Below are 17,905 nucleotides of genomic sequence, written 5' to 3' on the forward strand. Positions count from 1 at the left end.
GTGAGCGGCTTTTTTATTTCTCTGAACCTGAGCGATATCAGACGTGGTTATACATGGCCTCGATTTCGCTCTGGTACTTGGCCTCGATGATCTTGCGGCGCAGCTTCATGGTGGGGGTAAGTTCACCTAGCTCCATGGAGAAGGCGCTCGGCAGCAGGGTAAACTTCTTCACCTGCTCGAACTTGGCCAGCTCTTTTTGCAGATCGGCTATGCGGGCTTCGAAGAACTCCATCACCCGGGAGTGGCGCAGCAGCTCGGTCTTGCACTGGTACTGCAGGTTGATGGAGCGGGCGTACTCCTCCAGCGACTCGAAGCAGGGGACGATCAGCGCAGAGACGAAGTGGCGGGCATCGGCGACGATAGCGATCTGCTCGATAAAGCGATCCTTGCCGATGGTCCCTTCCACCAGTTGCGGGGCCACGTACTTGCCGTTGGAGGTCTTCATCAGCTCCTTGAGGCGCTCGGTGAAGTAGATATTGCCCTGGCTGTCGAGCTCACCGGCATCGCCGGTACGCAGGAAGCCATCCTCGGTCATCACTTCGGCGGTGGCGTCCGGCTTGTTGTAGTAGCCGCGCATCACTGTGGGGGAGCGCACCAGCAGCTCGTTGTTCTCACCCAGCTTCACTTCGATGCCGTTCAGTGCCGTGCCGATGGAGCCGAGCTTGAACTGGCTGTCTTCGTAGCAGCAGACGGTGGCAGTGGTCTCGGTCATGCCGTAGCCGTACTTGAGGTTGAGCCCCATCGCCTGGAAGAAGAGGTTCACATCGTCGGCCAGACGGGCGCCCGCCACCGGCAGGAAGCGGGTGCGGCCGCCAAAGCGGGCGCGCAGCTTGCGAAACACCAGTCGCTCGGCGAGCCAGAGCTGGCCGTAGAGCAGCGGGGAAGCGGACTTGCCCGTCTGACGGGTGGCAACCATCTGCTTGCCGACACGGGTTGCCCAGCCAAACAGGGCGCGCCGCAGAGCCGGAGCCTGAGCGACTTTGGCCTGGATCATGGCATAGGCCTTCTCGTAGAGGCGCGGCACGGCGCACATCACGGTCGGCTGCACCTCGCCAATCACATCCATCACCTTCTGCGGATCGCGGATATAGACGTTCTCGGCGCCGCAGTAGAGCACGTAATAGCTCCATACCCGCTCGAACACGTGGCTGAGCGGCAGCATGCAGAGCGACACATCCTGCTGATTGAGGTCGAGGCGGCTGTTGTGCATCTCGAAACAGGCGGCGATGTTGCTGAAGTCGAGCATGACCCCCTTGGGTTCGCCGGTGGTGCCGGAGGTATAGATCAGGGTCAGCAGGTCATCCATCCGGTACTGGGTTTCCCGTACTCGCAGTTCCTGCTCACTGGGCTGATGGTTGCCGGAGACCAGAAATGTCTGGAAGTGGCTCGCCTGCTCGCAGCCGCGCAGGTTGACGTTGCCGTCGAGGGCGATGAGCTGGCGGATCTCGCCGCTTTCAATCAGTTGCAGCGCCTGATCGAACTGAGGTTGTTCGCCAACGAACAGCACCTTGATGCCGGCATCTTTGACGATGTAGCGCAGCTGATCGAGGGTGCTGGTGGGGTAGATAGGGACGCTGACGCCGCGGGCGGCCAAGATGCCGAGATCGGCCTGCGTCCATTCCGGCATGTTGCGGGCATAGATGCCGACCATCTCGGTTGGCTGGTGGCCGGCACGGATCAGCGCCTGTGCGCAGTAGTCCATGGCCTGGCCCAGAGTACGCCAGCCGATGGCGCGCCACTGGCCATCTTGCTGAACCCGCAGGGCAGCCTTGTTGCCAAGCTGGGCAATACGTTCACGCATCAGTCGAACCAGATGAAGCTTCGGCATCAGTTAAACATCCTTTAATTACAGTTGTACGCCCGCGAGGGCACTAAAAATCGGGCTAGAGTTTAAACTCCAACATTACAGCTTACAAGTGTTCGCCGTTTGTCTTGGATCACAAAGAGCGCAAATAGCTCTCCCTTTGCGCAGACTGGCCGATACTGCAAAGGAGCAAAGGGAGAGTTAACGATATGAATCTATGGATGAAAGGGGCATTGGCCGTGATCGGGCTCATGATGGTGGGGGGCGGGGCGGCCTGGTACTTTCTGGGCAAGACACAGCAGCCTGCGAATCCCTGGTATGAAGGGGCGGAGGGATACCAGCAGGCCCAACAGCAGGCATTGGCGCTGGGCTATCCGCTGCTCTATGTGCTGGAGACCCCCAAGTGCCGTCGCTGCAAGGCATTGAACGAACGCTTCTGGCGCAGTGAAGAGATGAGAGTGCCGTTGAGCCGATTGGTCAAGGTGCGGCTCAATCCGGGCAAGGGGGATGGTAGTGAACAGATCCTGCGCCGTTTTCCCAAGGTGGCCACACCGCCCGGCATCTATATCCAGCAGCCGGGTCAACCCCTCAAACCGATCAAGATAGTGGTGGATATACAGCAGATCTGGATGCCGGGGAAAACCTGGCTGCGGGGCTTCTATATGCCGCTTTCCGCCGCCGGATTCGAGGCGGTGGTTCACACCACTCTCTCCTTGCAGGATCCGGCGATGGATAACGCCCCCCTCGATTGAGGCGGGATCAGCTGAAGTCGAACAGGCGGGACATCAGTACTGCATCTTCCCGATCATTGCCGGTGCCGTAGTAGTCGGCGCGGCGGCAATACTCGGCAAAGCCGGCGCTCTCGTAGAGGTTGATGGCGGTCTGGTTGCCTGCCCGCACCTCGAGAAACCAGGCCTCTGCCCCGGCTTGTTTGCTGCGAGTCAGGTAGGCTTGCAGCAGTGTCCGTCCCAACCCCTTGCCCTGAAATTCGGGGTGGACACAGATATTCATCAGCGAGCTGTCTCCGGCCACCAGATCCGAGATATAGAAGCCGGCCGGGCGACCATCGACCAGCATCAAGCCGTTGAGATAGCGAGGACCGAAGCAGGATAGCAGGTTGGCCTGGCTCCAGGGCTCCTTGTGGGCGGCCTGCTCTATGGGATAGACAAGGTCGAAATCGGCTTCGAGCAGGGGACGAAACTCAGGCATGTTGACTCCGGGTGACTGGGTGGAGGATGTCGGGGTTGGCAAAGACGACTTTTGTAAAATCAGGTAAAAAGAGCGGCTTCCAAGAGGGCGTTGAAGGCATGATGCAGGATCATGCCGTACTGTTCGCCAGGTGTCGGCGTAGTTGTTGCCACAGGGCGCGCTTTTGTGCGGCACTGGGGGCCAGCGGACAGATCAACGCATCGGGTCGTTCCGGGTTGGCCTCCGTCAGCCAGAGCAGCGGTGAGGCATCCGCCGTTTGCAGGTTGGCAGGCGGCAGCTCGCTGAGCAGTGAGACCTCGTCGGGGGTCATGCCGAGCAGCTGGCAGATATCCGCCAGCAGCGTGGTGGCAGGCAGCTGAGGCGCCAGCAACCAGAGTTTGCCGCTGGGCAGCGGAGCGCGGGTGGCCGGTGCTGTCTGGTCGGGCTGCACGGCATCTTGCGCAAGCTCGGGTACGAGATCTGCACCCAGCAATGCCGGACGACGCAGTTGCCAGCTTTGAATGCCCATGCGGGCCAACATGCTCTGACGAACGGGATCTTGCATCTGGGGCGACTCACTCTTGATCTGCGTTGGGGAAAATTGTGTTGCGCAGGGTACACTCGAACCGCTTTTGCTGCACCCTTTGCAACGCATCATCTGGCGCATGCGGGCATGGTGCCATCACGACACTGGCTATGCATGGGCGCAGCACGCTGCCGATACGGTATCGCACTGCCTTTGCGTTTTTTCCTGCCAGAGGCGGGTATTGTGCGGCAAGAGATACCAGAATAAACATCATAACAAGACAAAACCCAAGGTCGAGCAAATGGATATCACGCCTTGGGGCTAACATCATCCCAGCTTCGGAACACTCTCTATGTCGTCTTTAGCTCAAGCCCAGAACCCTGCGCGTCTTATTCCCATCCAGGAGCGCCTGCCCCGGCTGCTGGCAGCCCTTGGTGAGGGGCTTTATGAACGGCAGGATGCCCTGCGCCTCGGTCTGCTGGCAGCCCTCAGCGGTGAGAGTGTCTTCTTGCTGGGGCCACCCGGTATCGCCAAGAGTCTGATTGCCCGTCGCCTCAAGCTGGCCTTTCACGACGCCCGCCACTTTGAATATCTGATGACCCGTTTCAGCACACCGGAGGAGGTATTTGGCCCCCTCTCCATTCAGGCGCTGAAAGAGGATGGCAAATACCTGCGCCTCACTGCCGGCTATCTGCCGGAGGCTGAGGTGGTGTTCCTCGACGAGATCTGGAAGGCGGGTCCCGCCATTCTCAACACCCTGCTCACCGCCATCAACGAACGGCAGTTCCGCAATGGTGATAGCCAGCATCCAATCCCCATGCGGCTGCTGGTGACCGCCTCCAACGAGCTGCCGGCGCCGGACAGCGGGCTGGAAGCGCTCTACGACCGGATGCTGGTGCGGATCTGGATGGACCGGGTGCAGGAGAAAGCCAACTTTCAATCCATGCTGGCCAGCGACGGTCACGCCCACCAGAATCTGCCGGAATCCCTGCAGATCCGGGGGGATGAGTACGAGCAGTGGCAGAGCCAGATTGAGCAGGTGCGCCTGCCGGATGCCTGTTTCGAACTTATCTATCAGCTGCGCCAGCAGCTAGACAGCCAGCTGGCCCATCGCTGTTATGTGTCGGATCGCCGCTGGAAGAAGGCGGTACGGCTCATCAAGGCGAGCGCCTTCTTCAATGGCCGCGATGAGGTCGCACCGGTGGATCTGCTGCTGTTCAAGGATTGTCTCTGGCATGACGAGGAGTCCCGCACCGCCCTGCTGGAGATGATGACCGAGTTCTCCCGTCTCTACGGTTATCAGCAACTGGCCTTGACCCGCCAGCTGCTTGCCCTGCGGGATCAATTCAAACAGCTCAAACAGGGCGTGGCACAACGTCTCTGCTGCAAGGCGCGCAAGCGCAAGCAGTGGTTTGGCCGACGGGCGAGGGGGATCGAGATCCCCCTCGCCAACGCCAGACCCTTTGGCAAGCAGGTGCACTTCCATCTGCTCACCCCGGCACCGCTGGATGGCAGCGATCCCGAGCGTCTCACCAGCACCCTGGTGTTCGATCGTACCCTGCTTTCCCATTGGCATCCGACCGGCGAGGCGCTGGTGGGTTATCAATATGGCAACCCGAAAGAGGGACACTACGAGCTGGTACTTGACGATGAGCTGCGCCTGCAGGTGCTCGATATCCAGCGCCAGCAGATCCCGCTGGTATTGATGGAGCGCAACGCCATCCCCGAGGTGGTGCTGGAGCCCTGGCTGCAAGCGCTTGATGAGCTGCTTGCCCAGGTTGGCAAGGTGGTACTGGAGCTTAAACAGCAGCGTACTCTGTTCGATCGTCATCGGCAGCACCTCTTTATTGCCCAGCGCTGGCTGCAACAGGTGGAGGACAGCTTCTTCGTGCTGAGCCGGGATCTTGAACTGCTGCGCGGCGAGCTGACACAGTGGCGCGAGCGGTTGCCAAGGCTGGACGAGTAAGGAGCGCTCATGCTTGAGATTGGCATGCTGGATCTGGGACTGCTGATTGGCGAAGGGGAGCTGGCAGGGGAGGTGGCACTTTTGCTTGCTGCGTCGCCCAAGATCTCCGAGTTCATCAAGCGCTCCCCGCTGCAGGGCAAGCTGCTGAAAAAGCGCCTGCAGAGCTGGGGTGAGCAGCTTGGCGAGGAGATCCGTCACAAGCCGGTGCCGGTGGCGCTGGAGCAGGAGTACCTGCTCTATCAGGCGCACCGGCAGTTGCCGATGACCGAGCTGATTGGTCGCCTGCCCGCCCTGCTGGAGTCGCTGGATCACTACAGCCCCTTTGCCGGTGAGGCCCGTTCGCTGGTTCGCCAGCTGATGGCTCACCCCACCGAGGGGCTGCGCCAGCTCTTTATCGACAAGTGGCGTGCCAGTCTGGTGGGGAGCCTGCTGCAACTGCAGCAGCAGATCGCCGAGGCGGAGCGGGAGAAGCAGCGTCAGGAGATTGAAGATCAGCTGCTGGCGAGCCGCACCCTGGCCGATGCCCTCGATCCGAACCAGATCTCAGCCGGTGGTCTTTGGGATCTGGCGCAGGGGCACTGGCACAAACGCAGTCTGGTGCTGGTCAAGCAATACGCCCGTATGTTGCAGCGCGAGCCCTTGCTGGCGGAGATTGCCGCTCTTCTCGGGCGCAGCGAGCGGGATCGCCGGGCGCAGGAGCAGCCGGTGCCACCGGTTCAGGTGCTGGAGCTGGAGCCCGCCCCCAGCGACGATGTGCCGGACGACCTGGTGGGCATCCACCAGGCGAGCGACCTGATGCGGCTACTGCCAAGCGAGGCGGTGATGCTGGGGCTGCCGGAGCTGGAGCTGGAGTTCTACCGCCGCTATCTGGAGCGGCGCCTGCTCAGTTACCAGTCACGCGGCACCTTGCCGCGCCAGCGCATCATGCTGCGCACCCCGGAGCAGGGGGGGCAGCAGTTGCAGCAGCGGGGCCCCTTTATCGTCTGTGTCGATACCTCCGGCTCCATGGGGGGCTATCCCGAGGAGTGTGCCAAGGCACTCTTTCTTGCGCTGCTCAAGGTGGCGATGGATGAGAAGCGCGGTTGCTACCTGATGCTCTTCTCTACCGAGGTGGCGACCCTTGAGATCACCGCCGATACCGGACTGGACAAGGCGGAGCGCTTCCTCTCCATGAGCTTTCACGGTGGTACCGATCTGGTGCCTTGTCTGGAGAAGGCGCTGGTCAAACTCGATGAGCCCGCTTTTGCCAAGGCAGATGTGCTGGTTATTTCGGACTTTATCGCTCAGAGTCTGCCCCATGCCCTGCTCGAGCAGATGAACCGCTATCGCCAGCGCCAGACCCGCTTTCACGCAGTGGCCATGTCCCGGCACGCCAAACCGGCACTGTTGCGGGTCTTTGACAACAGCTGGCTGCTCGATTGCGGTCTGCGCGGCCGGCTACTGCGGCGCTGGCAGCATCATTAGTTACCGGGAGGGAGCCAGCCCCCTCTTTCGCTCTGTATCCCCCTCCTCATTCCAACGTTATGATATTGCTGTAAAATGTGAGATGAAACCCATTCAAGTCCTCTCTCCTTGCGGTAGCCTTTACAGCCGTTGTTACAGGGTGATTTTCCGGTATCGGGTCGCCTGCTGCTCTTTCCCCATTCATCCGGAGTGTTTATGAGCCGACTTGCCTTGCTGCTGTTGCTGGCGGTATTCGGGCTGGCAGCCAGACCCTTGTCCCCCGAGCAGTTGGAAAATGAACTGGAGGAGATGGAGCAGGTCCATCAGCCTATCGAGTTGCTGCGGGAGCGCGTTGCTCGCTTGCTGCGGGATGGCAGCGACTATCCACCGTCCCAGCTGATGCGGATCAGTCGTCTGGCTTGCTGGGCCCAATCTGCCGATGACATCCAGGCGTCTCGCCGTGCGATTGCGTATGCCGACAGCCAACTGGTGCTGGCTCAACAACGGGGAGATGACGCAGCCATTGCCGAGTTACTCATCTGTCGTGGCTGGTTCAATCAGCTGCTCGGCGAGGTGGCACAGGCCCGTCGGGATTATGATGAGGGGCTGCGGTTGGCAGGGGAGGCCGCTGTGCTCAAGCTGGAGGCGCTTGCGCTGTCCCACCGGGGAGCCATGTTGTCGTTTCAGGGGGCGTCAGGGCTGGGGCTGGTGGATCTCACCAGGGCGCACGACATCTACGAACGGTTGGGATTGACCACCTGGTATAACCGGGCGCAGCTCGAGATTGCCGCCGCGTTTCGCCGCATGGGTCTCTATGCCGAGGCGCTCACTACCCTGAACCGGTTGCATGAACACTTTGCCCACAACCATGACGGGTTCGGTTTGGCCAGGATGAGAGAGCAGCTGGCTCTGGTCTATCTGGAGACGGGGCGCTATCAGGAAGCGCAGCAGGAGCTCGAACGTAGTCTCGCCTTTTTGCAACAACCCGAGTACCGGATTGAACATGCGGATCGTCAAGTGATGCTGGCGGAGGCTCTGCTCGGTCTGGCGCGCCTGGAGCAGGCCGGACGCTTGCTGGCGCAGGCAGCAGGCGTGCTCACCCCTGAAGTTGATCCTATCCTCCACGCCCATCTCGAGCTGGTAATGGCCAAACTGCAGGTGAAAATGCGGGATCCGGTCCCGGCCTTGAGCGCACTGGCGAAGATTGAACCGATCCTGAAGGCTGAGGGGCACACTCGTTACCTGATGGATCTCTACGCAGTGCGCAGCGAAGCATTCGAGCTGCAACGGGACTATCCGGCTGCGCTGGCGGCCTTGCGGGATCATTTGGTGCAAGAGCAGCGCCTCGACCAGATGCAGCGAGAGCAGAGTACAGCCTGGGTGCGCGGCCAGTTTGAACTGACCCGCCAGGCGGAAGAGAACAAGCGGTTGCGGGTCGAGCAGCAGTTGCAGCGGCAGGAGCTGGCGCAGATCAAGGAGCGTCGCTTCTGGTTGCTGGTGGTGATGGTGCTCTGCGGTGGAGTGGCTCTGCTGACGATGAGGTGGTTGCTGGAGCGCAATCGTCGGATGCATCGGTTGGCCTTTACCGATGAGCTGACCGGCATCGATAACCGGCGTCGGGTGCTGGTGGATGGGCGCGAGCACTTTGAGCTGGCCCGCAGGCAGCGAATGCCCTTTTCTCTGCTGCTTTTTGATATCGATCACTTCAAGCGGATCAACGATTCGCTGGGTCATCATCAGGGAGATCGGGTACTGCAGTGGGTATCCAGAATGGTGGCAAGAGAGTTGCGGCAGCAGGATCTGCTGGGCCGTACCGGTGGAGAGGAGTTTTTGGCACTGCTGCCGGAGACGGGGCTGGAGGAGGCGTCCCGTTTGGCTGAGCGGATCCGCGCCAGGGTCGGCCAACGGGCGTTGCCCGGTTTGTCCCATCCGGTGACCATCAGCATCGGGTGTGCCTGCCAGCGCGATGATGATCAGGATCTGGCCGCGTTGATCCGGCGTGCGGATGAGGCTCTCTACCGGGCAAAAGGGGCCGGGCGCAACCGGGTGGAAACAGACGACTGACGGACTGGGTATTTTTCACTCGCGCGGGTATAATGTCGCGCAATTTTGCTTTGACTCAGGCGAGAAGACCCATGTAACGCAACCCTCCTCCCTCTCTCCACCTGGTTGGCAACACGCCAGCTGGCGTGGCTTTCGTTGCGTATACATGTGCCGTGAGCGGCATTCCGGATTTATTCCCACGGTGGTTGATGCCACCGCCCAATAGAAGAACGTTGAATTATGTCAGCTGAATTTCTGAGTGAAGTCTCCAAGAGACGCACTTTTGCGATCATTTCGCACCCGGATGCGGGTAAAACCACCATCACCGAGAAAGTCCTGTTGTTCGGACAGGCCATTCAGCGCGCCGGTACCGTCAAGGGCCGTGGCTCGGGCCAGCACGCCAAATCCGACTGGATGGAGATGGAGAAGCAGCGTGGTATCTCCATCACCACCTCGGTGATGCAGTTCCCCTATGCCGATTGTCTGGTCAACCTGCTCGACACCCCGGGTCACGAGGACTTCTCTGAAGATACCTACCGCACCCTGACCGCGGTCGACTGCTGCCTGATGGTCATCGATGCCGCCAAGGGTGTTGAAGACCGGACCCGCAAGCTGATGGAAGTGACCCGTCTGCGTGATACCCCCATCCTCACCTTCATGAACAAGTTGGACCGCGAAGTGCGCGATCCGATGGAAGTCATGGACGAGGTGGAGCGCGAGCTGAAGATCATGTGCGCCCCCATCACCTGGCCCATCGGCTGCGGCAAATCCTTCAAGGGTGTCTATCACCTCTACAAGGATGAGACCTATCTCTATCAGAGCGGTCAGGGCCACACCATCCAGGAGAAGCGGGTGGTCAAGGGGCTGAACAACCCGGATCTGGATGCCGCCGTCGGCGAAGATCTGGCCCAGCAGCTGCGTGACGAGCTGGAGCTGGTGCAGGGCGCCTCCCCCGAGTTCGATCACGATGCCTTTATCGCTGGCGAGATGACCCCGGTCTTCTTCGGTACTGCGCTTGGCAACTTCGGTGTCGACCACATGCTGGATGGCCTGACCGACTGGGCGCCGTCTCCCATGCCGCGCAAGGCCGAGAGCCGCGAAGTGGTGGCGACCGAGGAGAAGTTCTCCGGCTTCGTGTTCAAGATCCAGGCAAACATGGATCCGAAACACCGTGACCGTATCGCCTTTATGCGTATCGTGTCAGGCACTTACAGCAAGGGCATGAAGATGCGCCACGTGCGCATCGGCAAGGATGTAAACATCTCCGACGCCGTGACCTTTATGGCCGGTGACCGTGAGCAGGCGGAAGACGCCTTCGCCGGTGACATTATCGGTCTGCACAACCACGGTACCATCCAGATCGGCGACACCTTCACCCAGGGTGAGGATCTCAAGTTCACCGGTATCCCGAACTTTGCGCCGGAACTGTTCCGCCGCATCCGCCTGCGCGATCCGCTCAAGCAGAAGCAGCTGCTCAAGGGGCTGGTCCAGCTCTCCGAAGAGGGCGCTGTGCAGGTGTTCCGCCCGCTGATCAGCAACGATCTCATCGTTGGTGCGGTCGGTGTGCTGCAGTTTGACGTGGTGGTTTCGCGCCTCAAGAGCGAGTACAACGTCGAGGCCATCTACGAGGCGGTCAACGTCTCCACCGCCCGCTGGGTGGAAGGGACCGACGTCAAGAAGTTCGAAGAGTTCAAGCGCAAGAACGAGGTCAACCTGGCCCTCGATGGCGGTGACAACCTCACCTACATCGCGCCGACCATGGTCAACCTGCGCCTGGCACAGGAGCGCCACCCCGACGTGCAGTTCCGCCAGACTCGCGAGCACTGATACTGCTTACCAAATCCCGCCAGATGGCGGGATTTTTTTATGCACCAAGGAGAGGTGATGGTTGAATCGATGAATCCTGCCTGCTCGGCTCTGGCTGAGAGTTATCTGTTATCCCTGCCGGTGGCAGCACGGGCTCGTCATGTCTCAGCGGACTACTTCTGTGCTGATGAACACAATGCCAACCTCTGTGCCGAGCTGGTGGCAGCAGGCCGCAAGCGAGCGACCTGTAGCCTCGCTTACTGGTATCTGGAGAAGGGCGAGCGGATGCCGGAACAGGGTGACTTGCTGGTGGTAACAGACTGGAGTGGTCACCCCAAGGCTCTGGTTGAACTGGTGTCAGTCACCTTGTGTCCATTCGATGAGATTGATGCTGCGTTTGCCGCCGAGGAGGGGGAGGGCGATGGCTCTCTGGCTTGGTGGCGCAAAGCGCACAAGGCATTCTTCGAATGCGAGATGAAGGCGGAAGGGGGCGAATTTGATGAGCACGCCACGCTGGTGCTGGAGCGATTCCGGGTAGTGGCGCTGCCATAATAAACGAAGCTGCAAGCAGGGGAGACTCCTGTTTGCAGCTATCACTTTAGAGTGCCAGGTCCAGCACCATGCAGATCTCGCAATCCCCGTGGCCGGTGCAACCAAGGGGGCCGGGCAAGTGTTCAAAGCCCAGTGATTCGTAGAGGCTGGTGGCTTCGCGCAGTACCTCAGTGGTCTCCAGATAGCAGCGGCGATAGCCCAAACCACGAGCGGCATCCAGCGCTTGCAACACCAGCCGTTTGCCAAGGCCCAGTCCGCGCAGGGCGGGCATAAAGTACATCTTCTGCAGCTCGCAGACTCCCTCTTCTCCCGCCAATGGCGCGATACCGCCACCGCCGAGGATGGAACCGTCCGGCCCTTCGATAACCCAGTAGCGACTCTTCTCCCCCTGATAGCTCTGGGAGAGGGTGTCGAGATTGGGATCCGAGACCCCATACCCCTTGTCGGCGGTGAGGCCATATTCGGCCGAGACGGCGCGGATCACCAAGGCGATCTGGGCATTGTCCGCCGCCGTGATGGGGCGGATCTGGTAGCCCCGCTGGCGACGGGCGCGGGAGAGGGCGCTGCGATAGAGCCGCAGCCCTTGCCACAGCTGCTCCCGCTCGGGCAGGCTCAACTGCGCCAGCATCTCTTCCATCGCCCCGTCCATCTCCCGGTGCAACTCCAGCAGCATCCCCTGACCGTTGACGGTGAGGCGGGCCTCCTTGCTGCGGCCGTCGGAGGGGTGCGGGTGCCAGCTGATGAGATCCCGCTCGGCGAGGCGCGCAAGCGGGCGGCTGGCGTTGGATTTGTCGATGTGCAGCTTTTCTGCCAGCTGCTGGTTGGTGGCCGGGGCGTTTTCCAGCTCGATCAGCAGGTGAGCCTCGATGGGGGTGAGGGCCAGATAGCCGCACTGCTGGGAGAGCATGCCGAGTTCGCGAACCAGATCGCGCGACAGGGCGCGCAGGGGACGGGGATCCATATCGTGGTTTCCTGTTTAGTTGTGTATGACAACTAAAATAGCGTAAAAGTTGTAATTCGCAACCTTTTGCTGTGATGGCTTGCAGAATATGGGGTGAGCTGCAGCCCCGTTGTCGGGGCTGCCGTAGGCAGGGGGGCGTCAGGCGGCGGCTCTGATGGCCAGCTCCGGGCGGCGGGAGAAGCAGCGGGCGAGCAGCAACATGGTGGCGACGCCTATGGTGCCCAGCACCAGCCAGGGGAGGGCCGGTTGTCCCTGTTGCAGCGAGAAGTCATAGAGGGAACCGCCGCCCACGTAGCCGGTCATGCCCCCCAGCGCCAGTCCGAGGCGGCTGAAGCCCATGTAGCTGCCGCGGGCTGTGGGGTTGGCCAGCCGGGTCATCAGGGTCTCCCGGGCCGGTTCACAGATGATGATCCCCAGATAGAAGCAGGCCAGCAGTACGAAGATGCCGGAGAGAGTGCTGACGAAAGCGACCAGCCCGATCCCCACCGTCATCAGCAGGATACCTGCCATCAGTCGGCTCTCCAGCCGATAGCGCCGCTCGCTGAAACGGGCGATAGGATAGAGCAGCGCCAGTGACAGCGCCGTTTCCAGGCTGTACATCCAGCCCACTGCCGTGGTGGTGCCGGAGAGCTGCTTGACCAGAATGGGGAAAATCAGCATCACCTGTACCCACAGCATGTAATAGCCGCTTAAGATCAGCACCAGTCGGCAGAAGGCGCGATCTGCCAGTACTTGTCCCAACCCTTCCCGCATCGGAGTCGGTTTGACCGAGAGGCGGTAGGCGGGCAGCAGGGTCCAGTTGCACAGGGCCGCCAGGGTGAAGAGCCCGGCCCCCAGCAGGCAGACGTAGGTGAAGTCAAAGCGCAGCAGCCAGCTGCCGAGCAGGGCACCGGTGACGGCCCCTGCGCTCTCCAGCATCATCAGCAGGGAGATAAAGCGGCCCCGTTCATGGGGACGGGTAAATTTGATCACCAGTGCCGCCCGTGGCGGGTCGAACAGGCAACCGCCCAGTCCGGAGAGGAAGCAGGAGAAGATCAGCATGGCGCCACTGTCGGCCCAGGCCAGGGTGGCGAAGCCGACGGCGCGCAACAGCATGCCGGTGACGATGAGTGGGCGGGCGCCGAAACGGTCGGCCAGCGAGCCGCCGAAGATCCCCAGTCCCTGCTGGGTCAGCTGGCGCAGGCCGAGGGCCAGCCCCACCAGACCGGCCGCCCAGCCGAGTTGATCGACGAAGCGCAGGCTGATCATCGGCATCACCACAAAGAAACCCAGGATCACCAGTGTGGTATCCAGCGCCAGAAACCAGCGTCCCCAAAACCTCGCCCTATCGACCATAACGCCCTCTCATTCACAGATACCTTCATTCTGGAGAGGGTTTAGATATAGTGGTAGACGACAACTACCTATATTTCATATCAGGATTATTTATGTCTATGGATCTGGACGATCTGCAACTGCTGCTGGATGTGGCCGAGCTGGGCAGCTTCAGTCAGGCGGCGGCCATTCGTGGCTGGTCACAGCCGCTGGTGAGCCAGCGGATTGCCCAGCTGGAGGAGAGCCTCGGGGCACCGCTGTTTCAGCGTCATCGGCGCGGGGTGACGCCGACCCGTGCCTGCGAGGAGTTTCTCCCTGCCGCCCGCTCGGCGCTGGCCACTCTGAGTGAAGGACGGTTGGCACTGCAGGGGGCACCTGCACTGCCTTGTATCCGCCTCTCCAGTCTGCCATCCCTCACTTCGGTGGTGTTTGGCTCGCTATTGATGGAGCTGGTGGACGAGCCGTTCGAGATCCGCTGCACCACGGATCACTCCGGCGAGATCATGCAGTCGCTGCTGACCGGGGAGGCCGATATCGGCTTTGTGCTCAAGCGCCCGCCGGTTGCGGGCCTGCAGATGGAGCTGCTCTGTTGCTCCCCCATTATCGCTATCGCCTCGCCATTGCATCCGCTGGCCGGTTGTCACGGCCTCACCCTGGAGGATATTGCCGACCAGCGGCTGGCACCTCAGGTGTGGGGGCCGGGGTGTGACGTCTTTATCCAGCAGTTGCGGCGGCTGCGGCGGGCGGCCAGCCCCCTGCATGCGGTGCAGCCCGCCAGTGCGGCGCGGGATCTGGCGCTGGAACACGGGTTTATCACTTTGATGCCGGAGCTGGCCATCAAGCGGGATCTGGAGGTGGGGCGGCTGGTCAGGCTAGATGTGCGCAATCTGCCGCAAGAGCATTGGGATGTGATGATGGCGTGGCGAGGTGGCAAGCGGCCCAACCCGGCCCGGGAAACCGTGTTGGCCACCGCCCGCACGCTGGCGAAACGGTGGCGCAATGAGTAGAGCGATGCGGGACAAGGCCCGCATCGGGTGGATCAGTAGCTGGCCTTGAGGGTCACGCCGCTGAACGCTGTAAACCCTGACAGCTGCACATGCCAGGTGCCTGCCTTGGGATTGGTGAACGAGCAGCTTTCGTTATTGCCCCCCTTGTAGGGGCGGCAGTCGTAACTGCTGCTGGTGGGGGCGCTGCCAAAGCGGACGTAGAGGTCGGCATCTCCGGTACCGCCGCTGCTGCTGATCTGCAGCGACCTAGTGCCCGCCGGTACGTTCAGGGTGTAGTTGAGCTTGCCCCCCTTGCTGGCGGCGAGGTTGCTCACCGGCACGCCGTTTTGCAGCACGTTGTCGCTCGGTGGCGGCGTGCTGCCGCAGCTGGCATCGACCCCGACGGTCTGGAAGGCCCGTGCCACATCCTCCTGACTGTAACCCAGATCGGCGGTCGCCCGGCTGACGCCGCAGGCCCCTTGCTGGTAGTTGGTGTTGGCGCCCCAGTAGAGGCGGTTGGCCAGCAAGAACACTTCAAATGCCTTGCGGGTGTTCCAGCCGCTGCTGGTGGCGAGCAGGTAGAAGGCGCGGTTGTAGACCCCGGAGCTGTGGTGTACATCCATCCCCTCCTGATAATCCGCGGCATGGCCGATGGATCTGCCATCCCGGGTCGGATCCTCGAAGTAGCGTAGGGAGCCGTTGCCCTTGAAGATCTGGGCGCCGACCAGCCAGTCGTTGCTCCCCTTCATGTAGAACTCGGCCGCTTCCCCCGCCATATCGGAGAAGGCCTCGTTGATGCCGCCGGATTGTCCTGAATAGATCAGCCCGGAGTTCTGCTCGGTAAAGCCGTGGCTCACCTCGTGGGCCGCCACATCGAGGCTGACCAGCGGGTGGAAGGTGGTGGCGCCATCACCAAAGGTCATCTGGCTGCCATCCCAGAAGGCGTTCTCGTAATTCTTGCTGTAGTGAACCCGCATCTTCAGTTTGAAGGTGAGGGGCGCCGTGTTGTACCAGTTGCGGTACATGTCGAACACCACGTTGCCGAAGTAGTGGGCGTCGTTGAGGGGCGAGTAGGCGCCGTTGATCTCCTTGACACGGTTCTCCGGACAGGTGAACTGGTGGATGGCACCGCCTGAGGTGGCGTGGTTGAGGTTGATGGTATCGACGTTGGGGCTGGTCATCCGGCAGTTGTCATCCACGATGAGCGGGCCAAAGTCGGTGCCGTAAAAGTATTTGCCGGTCTTGATGTTGCCCCCCGGGCCGGTGGCGTCCTTGTGGTTGATCCCCTCCCAGCGTTTGAGCTCCTCGCCGCTCTGGGCATCAAGGATGACGAAGGGGCGGCTCGGTTTGTCACCTTCGGCGATGAAGGAGACCTGATAAACCAGCCGAGCCAGCCCGTTCTCATCCTGCATCACGTAGAGTTTGACCTGCTCGTTGCTCCCCTTGCTGCCCGCCTTGGCCTTGCTGGCGGCATCCTGTGGCGAGAGGGTGGCGGCCGGGCTTGCCACGTCCTGATCGATCTGGCGCAGCATGCGTCCACTGGCCTGCTGCAGCTGGCCGTTCAGGCTCTTGTCAGCCACCACCACCTGACCCATTACCGGGATGCCGTTCCAGACCTGCTCGTAGCGGATCCGCTGCTGGCCGTTGGGCAGCTTGACCACCCGCACCTGACGAAACTCGCCATCTTCCAGCTGCAAGGTACCACTCGCGGCACTGAGGCCTGTCATGGCCCGGATGCCGTTTGCCGTTACGTTGATCTCTACCTCTTGCGCCGCCAGTGCGGCGCTTCCCCAGCAGGCCAGCGCAACGGCCAGATAAATTTTATTCATCTCTTCTTTCCTTAAATCGATGAGATTGATAAACCGACCGAAGGTCGGGCGTTTTGAAGCTAGTGCCGGTGGGGGAAAGTGCCCCCTGTCAAAAGTGACAGCGCAGCACAAAGGGGTAGCAGGATCTGCCAAAGTGCCGTTTGGGGGCATTCGTCGGCGCCATGTGGAGAGCATTATCCGGTTTCGGACACCCACCCTCCTCTTTTGAGGGAGGAGAGTACGTGCGCTGTCACCCTCTGCGAAGCCTGCCGGAGGGGGGCCGTAAAAGTGGCTGGCGCGGCCAGTGGCGATTGGCTACATTGGGTGCTGATTCGCTATTTGATCACTGATTTGAAAGGAGAATCCCATGTTTTCATGGCAGTTGGACGACGAGCTTGCGCTGCTCTTCTTGCAGCCAGATATGGCGAGCGAACTGTTTGCCCTCTGCAATGACAACCGGGAGTACCTCTCCCAGTGGCTACCCTGGCCGCCACTGATCCAGCGCCCCGTTGACAGCGCCCTCTTCATTCGCAGTGCCATCGAGAAGTTCGCCCGCGGCGAGGGGCTCACCACTGCCATCGAGTATCAGGGGGAGGTGGTGGGGGTCATAGGTTACAACAGCATCAATCACGACCTTGGCAAGGTGGTCATCGGTTACTGGCTGGCGGAGCGCTGGCAGGGCAACGGTATCATCACCCGGGCCTGTCAGGCCCTGATCCACCACGCCTTCGAGGAGATGGGGATGGAGAAGGTGGAGATCAGCGCCGCCACCGATAACGAGCCCAGCAGGGCTGTTTGTGAACGGCTCGGGATGCAGCTGGAGGGGGTGACCCGGCGTGCAGAGCGGCTGGGCAACCGGATTGTGGACCATGCCCACTACAGCTTGCTGCGCGATGAGTGGCTAAGACAGCGGGAGTCCTGATGTCGCTGCCACATATCAAGACGGCCCGCACCCACCTGACCATACTGTCGCCGGATCAGGCCCCCATGATGCTCGACTTCTACCGGCGCAACCGTGCCCATCTCGCCCCCTGGGAGCCGCTGCGCGATGACCATTTCTACACGCTTTCTTACTGGCATAACCGGCTGCAGGATAGCTACAGCCAGTTCTTCAACGGTACCGGCGTCAATCTGGTGGCCCTCGATCCGGCTGGCGAGCGGGTGATCGCCACCTGCAACTTCAGCAATATCCTGATGGGGGTCTTCAAGGCGTGTCATCTGGGCTATGCCATCGACCAGCAGCATCAGGGGCAGGGGGTGATGGGAGAGGTGCTGTCAGCCGCCATCGACTACCTGTTTCAGGAGCACGATCTGCATCGCATCATGGCTTGCTATATGCCTGCCAATCAGCGCAGTGGCGCCTTGCTGGAGCGGCTCGGTTTCGAGCGTGAGGGATTCGCGCGGGCGTATCTGATGATCAATGGCCGCTGGGAGGATCACATCCTCACCTCGCTGATTAATCCGGCGCCCTGAACGACAGATAAAAAAACGGGCCCGAAGTTGCCTTC

15 protein-coding genes are annotated in these 17,905 nt (G+C 61.2%); 9 read left to right on the forward strand and 6 right to left on the reverse strand.

Going from position 1 to position 17,905, the window contains the following annotated elements:
• Positions 1-37: 37 nt before the first annotated feature.
• Positions 38-1,828, reverse strand: a complete 1,791-nt coding sequence (locus G5306_RS17560) for an AMP-dependent synthetase/ligase (protein ID WP_216952881.1) — start codon at positions 1,826-1,828, stop codon at positions 38-40.
• A 227-nt stretch (positions 1,829-2,055) separates the two neighbouring features.
• Between G5306_RS17560 and G5306_RS17565 the strand changes: the two genes are divergently transcribed.
• Positions 2,056-2,556 carry a hypothetical protein gene (locus tag G5306_RS17565; RefSeq protein ID WP_406596058.1) on the forward strand — a complete coding sequence of 167 codons (501 nt, stop codon included), beginning with the start codon at positions 2,056-2,058 and terminating at the stop codon, positions 2,554-2,556.
• A 7-nt stretch (positions 2,557-2,563) separates the two neighbouring features.
• Here G5306_RS17565 and rimI read toward each other — a convergent pair whose 3' ends face one another.
• The gene (gene rimI / locus G5306_RS17570) at positions 2,564-3,013 is read right to left on the reverse strand and encodes a ribosomal protein S18-alanine N-acetyltransferase (RefSeq protein ID WP_216952883.1); all 450 of its coding nucleotides are present in this window, start codon (positions 3,011-3,013) and stop codon (positions 2,564-2,566) included.
• A gap of 109 nt (positions 3,014-3,122) precedes the next feature.
• A complete protein-coding gene (locus G5306_RS17575; RefSeq protein ID WP_227341928.1) occupies positions 3,123-3,557 on the reverse strand; it encodes a DNA polymerase III subunit psi in 435 nt (144 codons plus the stop codon).
• Between the two features lie 313 nt (positions 3,558-3,870).
• Here G5306_RS17575 and G5306_RS17580 point away from each other — a divergent pair, with 313 nt between their 5' ends.
• The 5 genes from G5306_RS17580 (at position 3,871) to G5306_RS17600 (ending at position 11,328) form a co-directional block, all read left to right on the forward strand.
• Positions 3,871-5,484: an ATPase RavA domain-containing protein gene (locus tag G5306_RS17580; protein WP_266134770.1), complete on the forward strand. Its 1,614-nt coding sequence runs from the start codon at positions 3,871-3,873 to the stop codon at positions 5,482-5,484.
• A gap of 9 nt (positions 5,485-5,493) precedes the next feature.
• Complete coding sequence (viaA, locus tag G5306_RS17585; RefSeq protein WP_216952886.1) at positions 5,494-6,948, forward strand: ATPase RavA stimulator ViaA; 1,455 nt, start codon at positions 5,494-5,496, stop codon at positions 6,946-6,948.
• A gap of 195 nt (positions 6,949-7,143) precedes the next feature.
• Positions 7,144-8,991: a diguanylate cyclase gene (locus tag G5306_RS17590; protein ID WP_421313305.1), complete on the forward strand. Its 1,848-nt coding sequence runs from the start codon at positions 7,144-7,146 to the stop codon at positions 8,989-8,991.
• A gap of 219 nt (positions 8,992-9,210) precedes the next feature.
• Positions 9,211-10,797, forward strand: coding sequence for a peptide chain release factor 3 (gene prfC / locus G5306_RS17595; protein ID WP_227016253.1), 1,587 nt, complete (start codon positions 9,211-9,213; stop codon positions 10,795-10,797).
• Between the two features lie 57 nt (positions 10,798-10,854).
• Complete coding sequence (locus G5306_RS17600) at positions 10,855-11,328, forward strand: ASCH domain-containing protein (protein ID WP_216980118.1); 474 nt, start codon at positions 10,855-10,857, stop codon at positions 11,326-11,328.
• 46 nt (positions 11,329-11,374) lie between these two features.
• On the opposite strand, the gene G5306_RS17605 is transcribed toward G5306_RS17600, so the two are convergent.
• Positions 11,375-12,289, reverse strand: coding sequence for a bifunctional helix-turn-helix transcriptional regulator/GNAT family N-acetyltransferase (locus G5306_RS17605; RefSeq protein WP_421254549.1), 915 nt, complete (start codon positions 12,287-12,289; stop codon positions 11,375-11,377).
• A 138-nt stretch (positions 12,290-12,427) separates the two neighbouring features.
• A complete protein-coding gene (gene mdtH / locus G5306_RS17610) occupies positions 12,428-13,624 on the reverse strand; it encodes a multidrug efflux MFS transporter MdtH (RefSeq protein WP_005340523.1) in 1,197 nt (398 codons plus the stop codon).
• A gap of 92 nt (positions 13,625-13,716) precedes the next feature.
• Here mdtH and G5306_RS17615 point away from each other — a divergent pair, with 92 nt between their 5' ends.
• Positions 13,717-14,610: a LysR family transcriptional regulator gene (locus G5306_RS17615; protein WP_005340524.1), complete on the forward strand. Its 894-nt coding sequence runs from the start codon at positions 13,717-13,719 to the stop codon at positions 14,608-14,610.
• Positions 14,611-14,642: 32 nt separating this feature from the next.
• On the opposite strand, the gene G5306_RS17620 is transcribed toward G5306_RS17615, so the two are convergent.
• Complete coding sequence (locus tag G5306_RS17620) at positions 14,643-16,418, reverse strand: M4 family metallopeptidase (protein ID WP_421313308.1); 1,776 nt, start codon at positions 16,416-16,418, stop codon at positions 14,643-14,645.
• Between the two features lie 346 nt (positions 16,419-16,764).
• On the opposite strand from G5306_RS17620, the gene G5306_RS17625 reads away from it, so the two are divergent.
• Positions 16,765-17,319, forward strand: a complete 555-nt coding sequence (locus tag G5306_RS17625) for a GNAT family N-acetyltransferase (RefSeq protein ID WP_058058672.1) — start codon at positions 16,765-16,767, stop codon at positions 17,317-17,319.
• Entirely contained in the window at positions 17,319-17,870 is a 552-nt protein-coding gene (gene rimJ / locus G5306_RS17630) for a ribosomal protein S5-alanine N-acetyltransferase (protein ID WP_058058671.1), read from the forward strand. The genes G5306_RS17625 and rimJ overlap by 1 nt, the downstream gene beginning before the upstream one ends.
• Positions 17,871-17,905: the final 35 nt, after the last annotated feature.

Origin of the sequence: Aeromonas sp. 603404, assembly GCF_049171775.1 — a bacterium.
Classification (GTDB): Bacteria; Pseudomonadota; Gammaproteobacteria; order Enterobacterales; family Aeromonadaceae; genus Aeromonas; species Aeromonas veronii_A.

Excerpts from the sequence above, each read along its gene's own strand:
- G5306_RS17560 (WP_216952881.1), bottom strand. The coding sequence starts at position 1,828 with ATGCCGAAGCTTCATCTGGTTCGACTGATGCGTGAACGTATTGCCCAG.
- G5306_RS17565 (WP_406596058.1), top strand. The coding sequence starts at position 2,056 with ATGATGGTGGGGGGCGGGGCGGCCTGGTACTTTCTGGGCAAGACACAG.
- rimI (WP_216952883.1), bottom strand. The coding sequence starts at position 3,013 with ATGCCTGAGTTTCGTCCCCTGCTCGAAGCCGATTTCGACCTTGTCTAT.
- G5306_RS17575 (WP_227341928.1), bottom strand. The coding sequence starts at position 3,557 with ATGCAAGATCCCGTTCGTCAGAGCATGTTGGCCCGCATGGGCATTCAA.
- G5306_RS17580 (WP_266134770.1), top strand. The coding sequence starts at position 3,871 with ATGTCGTCTTTAGCTCAAGCCCAGAACCCTGCGCGTCTTATTCCCATC.
- viaA (WP_216952886.1), top strand. The coding sequence starts at position 5,494 with ATGCTTGAGATTGGCATGCTGGATCTGGGACTGCTGATTGGCGAAGGG.
- G5306_RS17590 (WP_421313305.1), top strand. The coding sequence starts at position 7,144 with ATGAGCCGACTTGCCTTGCTGCTGTTGCTGGCGGTATTCGGGCTGGCA.
- prfC (WP_227016253.1), top strand. The coding sequence starts at position 9,211 with ATGTCAGCTGAATTTCTGAGTGAAGTCTCCAAGAGACGCACTTTTGCG.
- G5306_RS17600 (WP_216980118.1), top strand. The coding sequence starts at position 10,855 with ATGGTTGAATCGATGAATCCTGCCTGCTCGGCTCTGGCTGAGAGTTAT.
- G5306_RS17605 (WP_421254549.1), bottom strand. The coding sequence starts at position 12,289 with ATGGATCCCCGTCCCCTGCGCGCCCTGTCGCGCGATCTGGTTCGCGAA.
- mdtH (WP_005340523.1), bottom strand. The coding sequence starts at position 13,624 with ATGGTCGATAGGGCGAGGTTTTGGGGACGCTGGTTTCTGGCGCTGGAT.
- G5306_RS17615 (WP_005340524.1), top strand. The coding sequence starts at position 13,717 with ATGTCTATGGATCTGGACGATCTGCAACTGCTGCTGGATGTGGCCGAG.
- G5306_RS17620 (WP_421313308.1), bottom strand. The coding sequence starts at position 16,418 with ATGAATAAAATTTATCTGGCCGTTGCGCTGGCCTGCTGGGGAAGCGCC.
- G5306_RS17625 (WP_058058672.1), top strand. The coding sequence starts at position 16,765 with ATGTTTTCATGGCAGTTGGACGACGAGCTTGCGCTGCTCTTCTTGCAG.
- rimJ (WP_058058671.1), top strand. The coding sequence starts at position 17,319 with ATGTCGCTGCCACATATCAAGACGGCCCGCACCCACCTGACCATACTG.